Annotated in this window: 15 protein-coding genes; 2 read left to right on the top strand and 13 right to left on the bottom strand. The window is 61.6% G+C overall.

From position 1 onward, the window contains the following. Nucleotides 1-2: 2 nt before the first annotated feature. The 13 genes from AC19YY_RS28920 to AC19YY_RS28980 form a co-directional block, all read right to left on the bottom strand. Entirely contained in the window at nucleotides 3-938 is a 936-nt protein-coding gene (locus tag AC19YY_RS28920; protein ID WP_057005375.1) for a TIGR03756 family integrating conjugative element protein, read from the bottom strand. Continuing rightward, on the bottom strand, nucleotides 935-1354 hold the full coding sequence (locus tag AC19YY_RS28925) for a TIGR03757 family integrating conjugative element protein (RefSeq protein WP_057005374.1): 420 nt from the start codon (nucleotides 1352-1354) through the stop codon (nucleotides 935-937). Before AC19YY_RS28925 ends, AC19YY_RS28920 begins: the two co-directional genes overlap by 4 nt. A 194-nt stretch (nucleotides 1355-1548) precedes the next feature. After that, the gene (radC, locus tag AC19YY_RS28930) at nucleotides 1549-2028 is read right to left on the bottom strand and encodes a RadC family protein (RefSeq protein WP_231990967.1); all 480 of its coding nucleotides are present in this window, start codon (nucleotides 2026-2028) and stop codon (nucleotides 1549-1551) included. A gap of 193 nt (nucleotides 2029-2221) precedes the next feature. Continuing rightward, complete coding sequence (locus AC19YY_RS28935; RefSeq protein ID WP_057005372.1) at nucleotides 2222-2971, bottom strand: DsbA family protein; 750 nt, start codon at nucleotides 2969-2971, stop codon at nucleotides 2222-2224. 16 nt (nucleotides 2972-2987) lie between these two features. After that, nucleotides 2988-5852 (bottom strand): conjugative transfer ATPase, encoded by a 2865-nt coding sequence (locus AC19YY_RS28940; RefSeq protein WP_133077473.1) that lies wholly within the window; start codon nucleotides 5850-5852, stop codon nucleotides 2988-2990. Beyond that, entirely contained in the window at nucleotides 5852-6286 is a 435-nt protein-coding gene (locus AC19YY_RS28945; RefSeq protein ID WP_133077474.1) for a TIGR03751 family conjugal transfer lipoprotein, read from the bottom strand. Before AC19YY_RS28945 ends, AC19YY_RS28940 begins: the two co-directional genes overlap by 1 nt. Beyond that, nucleotides 6267-7703: a TIGR03752 family integrating conjugative element protein gene (locus AC19YY_RS28950; protein ID WP_057978220.1), complete on the bottom strand. Its 1437-nt coding sequence runs from the start codon at nucleotides 7701-7703 to the stop codon at nucleotides 6267-6269. Before AC19YY_RS28950 ends, AC19YY_RS28945 begins: the two co-directional genes overlap by 20 nt. Then, a complete protein-coding gene (locus AC19YY_RS28955) occupies nucleotides 7693-8601 on the bottom strand; it encodes a TIGR03749 family integrating conjugative element protein (RefSeq protein ID WP_057978218.1) in 909 nt (302 codons plus the stop codon). The genes AC19YY_RS28950 and AC19YY_RS28955 overlap by 11 nt, the downstream gene beginning before the upstream one ends. Beyond that, complete coding sequence (locus AC19YY_RS28960) at nucleotides 8598-9290, bottom strand: PFL_4703 family integrating conjugative element protein (protein ID WP_048350987.1); 693 nt, start codon at nucleotides 9288-9290, stop codon at nucleotides 8598-8600. Before AC19YY_RS28960 ends, AC19YY_RS28955 begins: the two co-directional genes overlap by 4 nt. Next, nucleotides 9287-9688, bottom strand: coding sequence for a TIGR03750 family conjugal transfer protein (locus AC19YY_RS28965; protein ID WP_028622317.1), 402 nt, complete (start codon nucleotides 9686-9688; stop codon nucleotides 9287-9289). Before AC19YY_RS28965 ends, AC19YY_RS28960 begins: the two co-directional genes overlap by 4 nt. Before the next feature lie 10 nt (nucleotides 9689-9698). Beyond that, nucleotides 9699-10025: a TIGR03745 family integrating conjugative element membrane protein gene (locus tag AC19YY_RS28970; RefSeq protein ID WP_082631599.1), complete on the bottom strand. Its 327-nt coding sequence runs from the start codon at nucleotides 10023-10025 to the stop codon at nucleotides 9699-9701. Nucleotides 10026-10077: 52 nt separating this feature from the next. Further along, the gene (locus AC19YY_RS28975) at nucleotides 10078-10311 is read right to left on the bottom strand and encodes a TIGR03758 family integrating conjugative element protein (protein WP_057978215.1); all 234 of its coding nucleotides are present in this window, start codon (nucleotides 10309-10311) and stop codon (nucleotides 10078-10080) included. Beyond that, nucleotides 10308-10664: an integrative conjugative element protein, RAQPRD family gene (locus tag AC19YY_RS28980; RefSeq protein ID WP_057978213.1), complete on the bottom strand. Its 357-nt coding sequence runs from the start codon at nucleotides 10662-10664 to the stop codon at nucleotides 10308-10310. Before AC19YY_RS28980 ends, AC19YY_RS28975 begins: the two co-directional genes overlap by 4 nt. A 376-nt stretch (nucleotides 10665-11040) precedes the next feature. On the opposite strand from AC19YY_RS28980, the gene AC19YY_RS28985 reads away from it, so the two are divergent. Both AC19YY_RS28985 and AC19YY_RS28990 read left to right on the top strand, forming a co-directional pair. Then, nucleotides 11041-11364: a helix-turn-helix domain-containing protein gene (locus tag AC19YY_RS28985; RefSeq protein ID WP_024718120.1), complete on the top strand. Its 324-nt coding sequence runs from the start codon at nucleotides 11041-11043 to the stop codon at nucleotides 11362-11364. Beyond that, nucleotides 11361-12650 (top strand): type II toxin-antitoxin system HipA family toxin, encoded by a 1290-nt coding sequence (locus AC19YY_RS28990; RefSeq protein ID WP_173883009.1) that lies wholly within the window; start codon nucleotides 11361-11363, stop codon nucleotides 12648-12650. Before AC19YY_RS28985 ends, AC19YY_RS28990 begins: the two co-directional genes overlap by 4 nt. The last annotated feature ends 11 nt before the right edge of the window (nucleotides 12651-12661 follow it).

Genomic DNA, 12661 nt, shown 5'->3' on the forward strand with positions numbered 1-12661 from the left:
CCTCAGTTGAAGTCTGTACTGCCGAGGAACGTCTGCCCGCGGCGTTCGCAACAGCTGTATGGGCGCCAAAGCGCCCAGGCATAATCACCTTGCTGGGCCTGGGTCAGCGGTTCGCTGTGGGGGAACACCGCGCAGCTGTTGGAAAGACGCGGCGTCAGCTCCTGCCACTTGCCGGTCGAGGCATTGCTTTCCTCCAGCGCTCCGGCCGGCCAGTAACCGGGCTGCGAGTTCGCGAGCAATGGCTGATAGACATGCAATTGCCCCCGCCGGGTGACGATGTCGCCGGCGCGTTGGGCGACCACGGCACCGGTCTTATAATCGTCGGTCTGATGCAGAAATCCGCCGCGCGGATAGACGGCGCCCCACAGGTTGAACGTGCTGCGCGCGCCGATCTCGCGCATGCCCGGAATCAGGGCCTCTGGGTACACGGCTTCGGGCACGTTGTAGCGCCAGGCCACGGTGTCGAGCGTGCTCAGCAGGTACGGCATGAACGCGGTGCCGGCACCTTTGCAGGCGTAACCTGAGGTGCTGGCAAATTGGCCGAACACATGACCGCCGGGATGGCCGATCACGTCGGCGTTCTTGAACTTCGCCATGTTGCTTTCATTGTCATGGTTCGTCGTGCCGTCGCCACCGGCCTGGGCCGTCACGTTGGGTGCGCTCATGGCCCGCACTTCGAGCCACGGGTTCTCACCGGTATTGGAGTAACTCGAAACCACGGCATCCGGAATGTAGTGGCGCACCTTGGTGGACGTCCGCACCGAGCAGCCGAACGGCGTGCAGAACAGCCAATAGCAGATCCCTACCACCCGGTATTCCAGGCACGATGGGGACAAAGTGGAAGACACGATGGTCGCGGTGTTGAGCGCGAACGATGACGAGGCGGTCATTAACAGAATGGTGGCGATGCCGGTACGCCGAAGCCGGGCACACTTCATGGTTGAGTCCTCCGGTAGGCCTCGATGCGTGCGATCGCCGTGGCGACGCCCGGCTCGCCATAAACTACGTAGCGTTGATCCATGACGATGGCGGGGAGAGAGGTAATGCCCAAGCTCCAGGCATCGGTCACGTCCTGGTAGGTCCTGGCCAGACGCTGCTCCAGCGCGGGGCCGCCGTGCTTGAGGCGCTGCTGTACCAAGAGTGACGCTTGCTGGACATCACTTGGAAGATCGGTCGACAGTTCGGCTTCAATACGCGCGGGTGCATCCAGCTCGATCAGTCGGTCAGGTGTACCTTGCACGGGATGTTGGCGGTCGGTGATGACCCAGATATCCATTGCACTAGCCGCAGAGGCACACAGCGCAATGGCCAAGGCCAGGCAACTGATCGGGCCGGGCGAAAGAGAACACAACATGGCGCAGCATCCGGTGGTTCATGACCTCGGTAGTGCAACGCATCGCGCTTAACGCGACAACAAACAATCGGAAAAGGGAGGTGCCCGGTTTCCATGCACCGATGAATCGCGGTATTTCGTGGACCGCAGATACCCCATCGAAAGCATCGCTTCCGATGGGGTGTTGGAGCGTCAGCAAGCTGGCGCGAGGAGGATCAGATCAATCCGTGTTCGGCGAACGAATAAGGATCGCCTTTCCCGATGATGAAGTGATCCAGCAGACGGATATCGACCTGTCCCAATATCTCCTTCAATCGCTGGGTCAACGTTTCGTCCGCCGTACTGGGTTCAGTACAGCCGGAAGGGTGATTGTGGCAGAGCACCAGAGCGGCGGCGTTATGGTCCAGGCAGCGCTTGAGCACCACCCGTGGATAGACGCTGGCGCTGTCGATAGTGCCTTGGAACAAAGGCTCGTAGGCCAGCACCTGATGCTTCGAATCGAGGAACACGGCGCCAAAGACTTCATGCGGCTGTGCTGCGATTTTCAGCTGCAGGAAATTGCGCACATCCTCCGGGCTTTGCAGCGAGGGGCCACGAGTGAACACTCGCTGCTCAAGGATGACCAACGCCTGTTCGATGATTTGGTCGTCGTCCGGTGTGCCGACGGGATTGAGTGACGCATTACCACTGATCATGGCGAGGGATGTGGACATGGGAACCTCCTTTAGGAATTGGAGGCAGCCGTCCCTGGAGGGCGGACCCTCCGGAGACAGTGACGATAGGCATCCGCCATCGCTTGCGCAGATGACCGTTCGCTCGGGGGATGCGTGGCGAACTGGCGTGCAGTCAACGCGGTCGAAACCGCGCCATAGCCTTGAAGACCGCGGGCTATCTGGGCATGTCGCCGACGACGTCGGCAGGCATTTGGTGATGAAGTTGTGCTGCGTATGGCGCCGTACCGTTGGACACCAATAGGTCCAATGCCGACAGCAACGCGTCGCCTTCGGCCGGGCCGGCCAGGGTCAGTGACTGGCCGCTGTGGTGGTCGATCAGACGCAGGGTCGGGGTGGCGCTCACGCCGCCATGGCGTGCTTCGTTGGCCTGCCCCTGGATGATGGTGTCGGGCCGCTCACTGGCGAGGCAGGCTTGCACGGTTGGGTCCTGGCCGTGGTACTCGGTGTCGGGCGGCAGGCCCTGGCCGTCGCTGCGGGTGTGCTGGTAGATCCAGGTGATGGCTTGCCAGAACGCATCATGGCCGTGGGACTCGCCGATGCATTCGGCCAGACGCGCCTGTCGAGTCGCTGCCGGCTCGTGCATGGCTAGCGGCAGGTGGTGCCATTGCAGATTCACCTCCGGGTGCTGGTCGATCCAATGCCGCAGTATGGGGTCATAGGCCTTGCAGTAGGGGCATTCGAGGTCGGCGTATTCGACAATGGTGAAGCGCGCATTCATGCGTCCATAGCGCCAAGGTGGGCCGGCCGGGTGCTGGGCAGCGGTGGTGTCCGACGTGTGGGTTGACTCATGCGACTCGTCGGCCCACGACCAAAGCCAGAGCACGAGCAGGCCAGCAATCACCCACCCCAGCAGCCAGACCCCGCACGGCCACCGACGGTAGAGGAGGAAAGTGGGCGAAGGCATGGCGGAATCCTCGACGTCAATCAAACAGGTCGTAGCGCAGCGGCTCGATGCCCCGCGCTCGGTCGATCTGGTCGGCAACGCGTAGCGCGGCTTCCAGTTCACTGATGCCGTGCTGCTGCATCAACTGAAAACGTTCGGCTTTCTCTTCGGGTTCCGTCATTGCCAGCGCCAGGTACAGGCTGGGCGGTACCGCACGGAACAGCAACTCCATTGATTTTGACAAAATCACCCCCTCCGTGAATTTTCTGGCTTCCTTGCGTGCGGACAGCATCAGGGCCTTCTGCGAGGCGTTCAGTTCACGAAACCGGGCAATCTTCTCCACCTCGTCGGGCGGCATGCTCAGGCAAATCCACCACTCGATCATGTTGAGCATGGGCTCGGCGGCTTTCGGCAGGTCGTCCAGGTTCTGCGTTGCCAGCCAGTACCAGGCGCCCAGTTTGCGCCACATCTTGGTGATCTTGACCACATAGGGCGCGAGCAGCGGGTTCTTGGTGATGATGTGGCCTTCATCGGTGACATTGATGATCGGGCGGCCGAGGAACTGGTCGCGCTCGGCGATGTTGTTGACGGTGTTGATCAGCGAAATGTAGGCAATCGACAGCTGCGCGTTGTAGCCCTCGCGGGCGAACGTGGCCAGGTCGACAACCGTGATATCGGCCTCCGGCCAAGGCGTACCCGGCCTGTCGAACATCTCGCCATCGACGCCCTGGCAGAACATGTCCATCGCATCGGCCATTTCCAGCAGACGAGTACGACGTGTCTCGGGTAACGTCGAATCGCAACCGCGTTCGCGCAGCGCATTGCGTACATCACGGGTCAGTACCGTGCGTTTTTCTATCACGCAGCGATGGGCGGCCTCGAGGATGCACTGACGGATCAGACTGCGATCGGCACGGGTCATCCTGGCTTCCTCTCTGTCCTCCCCGCCGGTGATCATCAATCGTGCGGTGATCTCCAGTTCACCCAGCACATCACGTTGCTCGTCAGCACTGGCATCGCCCTCGGCGGATTCTTCATCGAGCGCGTCGGCATCGAGTGTCTGGACCTGGCTGGGCGTGTCGACCAGGCGCCAGGCGTCGGCGAAGGGCGCAAGGCTCACGCCTGCACCGGGCGAAAGCCTGACGCGATGCACCGTCAGCCCCAGACGCGCGGCGAACTCACCGTAGAGGCCAAAGCTGTTACCGGCTTCCACGATGAACAGCCGTGGCCGGTAGATGGCGGTGATCTGGTTGAGGATGTTGTTGAGCGTGGCCGACTTGCCTGAACCGGTGGGGCCGAACAGGAACAGGTGTGCATTCATCTGGCGGTCGAGTCGGTTCAACGGATCAAAGGTGATGGTGCCGCCGCCACGGTTGAAGAAGGTGATCCCGGGGCGGCCGGTGCCGGCACTGCGCCCCCAAGTCGGTGCCAGGTTGGCTACATGCTGCGCGAACATGAGTTGGGTGTACCACTGACGCTTGTCTTTGCCCGGGTCATAGACACAGGGTAACCAACGCAGATAGCTGTTGAGCGGCGCGACTTCATCTTCTTCGCGCACCGGTTGCAGGCCTGCGTTGAGCAGGACGTTGCCCAGTTGCAGACCGCGGGTATCGAGGTCTGCCATGTCCCGACCCCGAAGGTAGAACGCCAGCGAGGCGCGATACAGCTTGTGTGCACTGCCAATCAGCCCGCGCGCCTGCTGGACGTCCTTCAATGCCTGTTCCGAGGCCAGGGTTTCACCAACTGCCTTTTTCGCCAGGTGATTCAGGTGCGCCTCAAGAATGTCCTGCGGCGTGACGACCATCGTCAGGCACATCACCGTGTCTTCGGGCATCTGATCCATCAGGGCATTGATCGCATCACCGCCCTTGCGGGTTTCACCGGTGATGTGCCCGGTGTTGGGCGGCGTGCGCAACCGGTCGACAACAACGGTCCGGTGGGGCAGGTCGTCGAAGTACCACAGGCCGTTTTCGACGTCAGAGCGGGGCTGGCCGAAAAACAGGCGCTGCGCGAAATCCGTACCACTGGCCAGTTCCAGCTCGCCGGGTTCGGACTCCGTCGGATAGGACGTGAGGCGGTAGAAGCGTTCGCGGTCGTCTAACGTGGGGCCGAGCATCGTCGGCCGCGGGTTGAACCAAAGCACCAGCCAGGCATGAATATCTGCCGCCTGCAGGCGACGGGCGCGTATGCCCGCATTGGACAGGCCGCCGAGCAGCCGGTCGCAAATGACATTCAATGCCTGCTCGGGGGATTGCCCGCGTCGGGCGGGCGTACTCCCAGCCCGCCGATATACCACCAGGCGGACGCGGCGCGTTTGGCCGCGCCAGGGTAACTTGGTGACTGTGCGGTCCTCGAACAGGCCGCCCTGCTTGGCAACGGCCCGCAGATGGTGACCGAAAAAGCGCAGGTAGAACTCGCTGAAGGCGCTGCCCTGTGCCCGTGGCTGGAGATAACTGCGCAGGGAGGCAAGGTACGGGTTCCAGTCGGTCTCGTCCTGAGCGTAGAGCTGCATCACCCAGGGCGAGTTATCCAGTTCATCGAAACTGTCCTGTAGTGCGTTTTCCAGGGCGTCGCGCGCCTGCGCAAGCCAGGCCGCCTCACGGCCCTCCGTACCGACGGGCATCAATTCAAAAAATGCCGCGACGGAGACGCCGTCTTCGAGCAGCATGCATTTTGAGTCGGACAGGTATTCGACCCAGGGCAACAGATCGGCAAACGAGGGCGCGACGTCATAAAGCGCCTGCTCGTCAGCCTGTGTGGCAGGACGCCGCCGCGTGGCACCGGGCTTGCCCGGCGTCGGAATGCCGTGAGCCTGCAGTTCGGCAACATGGCGCTCCCAGGCATCCGGCGTTGGCCTGTCTGTCTGAGTTGTCTCAGGTACGCGGGAAAATGGCCAGCGCATCAGTAGTTCTCGACCCGTTCACCGGGCATGGCGTACTGGACCCGCTGGTACAGGGGAAAGACGGTCGTGTACCCGGGAACGGGAGCGGGATCAGTGCCTGCCAGATGGGGGAAGACGTACATCACAAGGTCTGGATTGGGCAGGCGGTGGAACTGCCGGTAGATCTCGTTCTGCGCGGTGCGGGTATAGCTTGCGTTGACAGTCGGCGCCGCGTTCACATCGTCTTGCGTGAGTGACCGGCGCAGCGACTGCCGGGCGTCCAGCAACTGCTGGGCACTCTGCCCGCCACGCGCGGCACCGCCGGTCTCCTCGTTCCAGATATCGAGCATGGTGTTGCCGTCATGCGGCAGCATCTTTTCCTTGCTGGTCGAGCAGCCGGCCAAGGCCACGGCCATCATGAGGACCGTCAGGCCGTTAATCCAGATCCTGCGCATGGGGAGCGCCTCCTAAACGGTGATCGACGCGACGACCTTTGGGGGCGTAGTCGATGCTGAGGGGTTGTTCGAGATGGACGGCGACCTGGGCACCGGGCTTGACGTAGACGGCTGCGAAGGCCTGCCCGTAGAGCTTGTTCACCCACTGCGACATGTCCTGCACACCGCCCGCGAGGATGCGGCCCACCGCTTCGTTGCCGGTAATACCCACGGTGCCCATTGAACCGTTGTTGTTAGCCACCACAGCGACGCTGTCGTTGTCCGATTTGATCAGCGATGCGACGCCGGCACCCGCCGCCGTAATCAGCGCCTGACTGCCGAGGTACTGCTGGGCGTTGCTGCGGCGTTCACCTGAAACGCACGGGATGCCATAGGGATCGCTGATCCAGCCCAGGCCTTCCTGGGTAGCGTTGCTGCCCCTGTTGTCCTGCTGCTGGTTGCCACCGAGCTGGCCCTCTTCGGGCACGGTGCGGATGGTGCCGTCATGGAACACGAACGTCACACTGCGGATCTGGCCGCGCACGCAGGACAGCGTCCAGTCGCCTGATGCGGTACCGCTGACCACCGCGCCGGACACCTCGGGGAGGTCGATGCCGTTGGCGGTGAGGTTGTCGGGACCAATGAGGACCTTGAACGGGTAGGGGTCATTCACCGTACCGTCCACCGGCACGCGCCCGATCAACGCAGTCATCGCAATCGAGCCCATCAGCGTTGCGTTGGTTGGCACGGTGTAAACCGGCGTTGCGGTGGACACACCCGTCGCCTTGCTGCCAGCTTCCACGACGGTCTCCCGGGTCGCTTCCAGCGTCTTCTGCGCGGGCCCGAAACGGGTGGGGAAGCTGAAGCTGTCGCGCTTGCCAGAGGCGCTACTTTTACCATCGCGCCTGGCATCGTCCGGTTCAATCCAGTGAATACCGTCACTGCCGAGTCCATCGCCGTCCCCGGGTTTCAGGCCCAGACCGATGGGAAGGTCGGCATCGCCACGCTGACTGGACAGCCCTTCGATTTGGCGCTGCAGGTCTTGCAGCAAGCCCTGAGCTTGCTGCCGCTCGCCGGAGACCTGCTCACGGTCGTTGCGCAACTGGTTGCGTTCAGTCTCCAGCGCACTTTGGATGCGCCGGTCAATTGAGCCTTCACGCTGACGCAACCGCTCGTTTTCAGACTTCTGCGTTTTGTTGTCCGCCATCGCACCCTGCAATTCGGTACGCAGTTGTTTGACCTGACCTACCAGCGTCGCCACGGTGTCGCGGGGCGTGTCGCCTTCGATACCCAATGCCTTTGCCTCTTGCGGCGTCAGCCGGGGAGTGCCGTCATTGACCGGTTGGACGTTACCGTCGGAAAACAGCTTGATCCCGACGAACACCAGCAAGAGCGCCATGGGCACCATCAGCCACTTCAGCAGACCGTTACCTTTCATGACGAACTCCGTCCTTCGGGGCAGGCGTTGAGGGGGACGGCAGATTCAGCGCTGCATTGATCGGGCTGACTGCCGGCAACAGAGATTCGGCCAGGCCATGCCCTCGGGTCACCAGGTAAACCACCGAGGTGTCTTCCGGGGTACCGACAGGGCCCAAGGCTGAATGCTGAAACGTTGCGTTCGTGAAATCACCCAGCAGTTCGCGCGGATCCAGGGTGAGCCAGTAGGTCGACCTGTTGGCCAACCTGACGGCGGTCACCCACAGATCATCCAGCCGCCAGGCGGCGATGGCTCTGGCCTGAACGGGCAGGGTGGGCAGCAGCGCGTCTAGGGGCTGATGGCGGCGCAGGTTCACGCGCGTCACGCCAGGAACGGATTCGACTGTGCGCAGTGGGGCGTACAGGTGCTGCGCGGCGTAGCGGGTCAGAACCACGGGCACAGGTGTTTCACGGGCAGCACGAGGCGGGCTGGTCGTGTCGGCGCTGTCATGACTGTCCTGAGATGTCTGCGCCTCGCCGTAGCGTTGAGCAGGGCCCTCAGCCTCAACAATGCGCACGGGCTCCATCGCTGCCTGGCCTGCCCGAGCGGGCTCAGCCGCGATGTCCAGCAGGATCAGTGTCCCGTTGTCAGCATCCTGCAGTTGCAGGCGTGTTGGTTCGATGGGCTCACTGGCGCGCAGATAGAGTGCACCACCGGCACTTTGTACCCGCAGGCGTCCGGCGAGTGAAGCAGGCACACCCACGCGGACGTTGCGGTCGATGAACACGATCCGCTCCTGATCCACGACCAGGGAAACCGCCAGGGGCAGGCGCTCCCAGCGAAGGATCTCCACGGCGTGGACTGTCGGCGACAGCACAACGGTGAGCAGCAGGCTGAAGGCACAGAGCAGGTGTTTCATGGCGTCTCTCCCATAGCGCCACCCAGCCCGCCCGGCGTGGTGCTGGCAGGTGTGACGGGGTCGGGGCTGATGATGCGTTGCGGCGCGCCGCTGTAGCAGTCCAGGGCCAGGCCGAACGGGTTGCGCTCGGGGTCGACGTCCACCCGTACGACCTTGAGCGGGTAACGAACCAGCGCTCGTTTGACCTGCTCGGCGCCGTAGTACTCATCCGCCGTCACATCAAGCGTGACGATCCAATCGCGGTCGGAGACGACTTTCACCCGCTGGGCCGGGTTCTCGCCGTAGCCACGCCCCGGAATTTCATAAATGCCTCGTACCCGCTGGCGTAACTCACCTGCCGTACGGCGGTATTCATAGTCATTGCGCAGAAAGGTCTGGCAGGCGGGGGTGAAGTAGGGCGCCAGTACATGAATGTTGCGCGCATAGTCTTCGTCACCGTTGGTGGGCCAGCGCTGGAGTTGCTGCCAGATGTAGAACGAGAAGGCGTAGACGCTTTCGGGTGGCACTTCCCACCATTTCCGGGTACTGCCGGAGCGCAGGTCGGGCGGGACGTGCACGGTCAGGTCACGCGGTGCGCTCCACCAGCCGCCGCCCATCACCAAGGCGATAACAAGTAGTGCGCCAAGCCCCAGCCGCAAGGTCTTGATGTGCGACTGGAGGTGAGTGATTTCGTTCTTGAACCGGCTCACGCTGCCTTGCTCCTGCGCGTGCTCCAGTAACCCGATCGGATCACTAACGCGTGCGCGCCCACAAAAGACGCTAAGGCTGGATGACGCTGTGCAATACGCCACTGCAGTTGGCGATACAGCCAGGTATCGGGTCTGCCACGTTTCTGGCGACGCAGCATGCCTCCACCTGCAAACACCCCGGCAGCGATGCCCAGCATGATGGCCGTGGGCACGATGGCGATCGTCGAAAATACAAAGGCCAGCGGCACGCCAACCACCAGGCTGCCTGCCGCCGACAGCCCGGCGCAGATCCACAGCTCATCCGCGGTAAGGCCGCGGACGACCACGGGGTGACGGTTGAGACGGTGTGGAAGAAACACCACCGTCCCGTCAGGCCGAATGTCCTGATGCGTGCTCATGGCATGACTCCTAGAGCACGCCGGTGGCTTCAGTGAGCAGCCAGACACCAACGACCAGCAGGACGGCGCCCACGGCCACCGTCAGGCCGAATTGCCCCCAGGTTTTGCGGCCCGTGTGGATTTCCGCATAGGTACCGTAGGCGTGGTAGCAGACACCGACAAACATCGAGGCGACCACCAGCAAGGCAACGAGCATCACGATGTCGTAACCGTAATTGCGCAGCGTCTCCATGATGCCGGAGCCGGTGCCCCTCGACGGATCTTCCAGGGTTGGGAGGTCGGCCCGGACAAACGTCGGCAGCATGGCGAGTGTGGATGCCGAGGTCAGGACGGCCATACGTGCCGAATGCAAGCGATACGAGAGCAGGTTCATGATGTGAGCCTTTGCGTTAGGAGAGCAGGAAAAAAGTCAGCACCACGTACATCGCGATAAACCTCACCGCAACGCCGACGAACTGACGCTGGGAAATCCGCTGTTCCGACCAGCCGACATAGGCTGTGCGCAGGGCCCATACGCCCCACAGCAGCAGGGTTGCGAACACGGCGCCGAGCAGTACGCCGGCGACAGCAGAGGGGGTGAAGCCTGCATTGGCCTGAAAGGCGGCAAGCTGGTTGGCGTTCATCGGTCATCCTCCTGTTTGGCGTCCTGGCGGTAATCGCCAAGCAGTGCAGAGGGATCGCGTGGCTGTGCACGCTGAGGCGTCAGGTAGTCGTTGATGCCCGACCGCATGCGCTGCAGGTCGGCATCCAGACGCCGATAGTCGAAGTGATAGCGGGAGCGTGACTCGGGGGCGGTGCTGGCGGATTGTTTGGCCAGACGGTCAAGCAGGTCGAGCTGGCGGGCGACGGCCGCCAGGTGTTCACGCTCATACCCATCGTCAGCTGCGGCGGCGAGCTGTGTGATGAAGATACTGGTGAGCAGCAACGCTACGACAGGACGTCGCCATGCGTAAGCCGAATTGTGAAACCTTGCCATTGCGCCATTTCCGATGGACTCGAATGGCTCGATGCTGCGGGGATAGCTGGTGGAAAGCCGCAAACAATGGGGAGTTACTCCTCACCACTTTCCTTACAACATTTTTTTGGTGGTGTTGCGTTGTGCATTCTGAAGAGAGTGGCAGGGGCGATTGTTTCATCGCAGAACAGCTATCTCTTCATCTGTGTCTCTGCGTATCGAAATCGTGGACGCTCAGGGCGGATATCTTGTCAAATTTCACTTTAGCATTCTGATTGGAGTGCTAATCGCTTATTAGCGCTCCCGTGGGATGTTTATTGACAACAGTAACAAGGCGTGAGGTAATTGTTCTCATGGGAACTGATAATAGCCTTAAGCGTTCCTATGAGGATGATAAATGAGTACACCATTGCCGTTGCCCGTCGAGCGGGCGCTCCGCAAGCTCGGCAGCGACATTGAGCTTGCACGCAGGCGTCGACGGATTTCACAGGCCTCGCTTGCAGAGCGAATGGGAGCTTCTGTGTCCACTGTTCGGCGCATGGAGAAAGGGGATATGCGGGTGCCTATTCATTTCTTCGCCCGCGCCTTGCACGTGTTCGGTGAGGTACAGGCGCTGGCCAACCTGCTGGATACGGCGCACGACGACATCGGGTTGACGCTGATGGATGAACAATTGCCTAAACGTGTACGCAGTAAACCGCCGGCATCGGGGGCATTATGAAATCGGTTACTTCAGTTCGCCAGCAAGTCCAGGTCTGTCTTGGTAAGGCGGGAATACCTGTTGGCACTCTTATTTACGTCAAGCAGGGACGCCGTGAGAACACCACCTTTGCCTATGAGCAGGGATGGTTGGGGAATCAGGAGGGGTTCAATGTTTCTGCCGATCTCAGCCTGATCTCGGGTTATCAGCCACGTAGAGCTCCCTCAGCTCACGATTCGGTCTTTCATTTCGCCATTGCCGATACGACACCGGACGCTTGGGGACGCCGGGTCATCGCACGTGACCATGCCAAGCGTCGTAAGGGTAATCCATCGCTCGCGTCGCTGACAGAGATGGACTACCTGCTGGCGGTTGACGATTTCAGCCGGATCGGCGCGCTGAGACTGCGCGATCAGAACGGACATTATTGCCGGACGATTGAAGATGGACGGCGCGCTACACCGCCACTGCTGGAATTGCAGCGCATCTACCAGGCCAGCCGGGCAGTTGAGAAAGGTCAGGAAAGCACTGAAGATTTGCGTTACCTTCAGGGCAAAGGCACATCGCTCGGCGGGATGCGCCCCAAGAGCACGGTGGTCGATGAGGATGGCGCACTCGCCATTGGAAAATTCCCAAGCGTGGGCGACACCCGTAGCGTGACGCGCGGCGAAGTGCTGGCCTTATGCTTGGCAAAACAAGCAGGTATCAATGCCGCGCCGGCCCGTATCATAGAGTTGGACGGCGTACCGGTCGCTATCATCCGTCGTTTCGATCGCGATAGTGCTGATGGGCGTATTCCATACCAGTCCGCCGCGTCTTTGCTGCAGGCGTCGCGCGAAGAGGATCGAAGCTATACCGAAATTGCCGATGCTATCCGTTCCGTGGGGTATGCACCGACCGCAGATGTGCAGCAGCTGTGGCGGCGACTGGTTTTTAACCTACTGATCACCAATGTGGATGACCACCTGCAGAACCATGGCTTTCTTCATGTGGAAAAGGGGCTCTGGCGGCTGGCACCGGCATTCGACGTCAATCCCTTCCCGGACAAAGAGCGAGAGTCGAAAACCTGGCTGTCGGAGGAGGATGGACCGATCACCGATCTTGAGATGCTGCTGGCGCGGAGCACCTATTTTTCGTTGAGTCGGGAGGATGCGTTGGCCGTGCTGGCAGAAGTGTATGACGCCGTGCTGGACTGGCGGCAGATTGCGCTCAGTGCAGTGGTGGGGTTGCAAGCGAGCGAGTTGGACGATTTTGCGCCAGCGTTTGAGCACGAGCAAATGGAGGCGGCGCAGGCATTACTGGCCTGAAATACCGGTCA

This window comes from Pseudomonas sp. MF09156 (assembly GCF_059862305.1).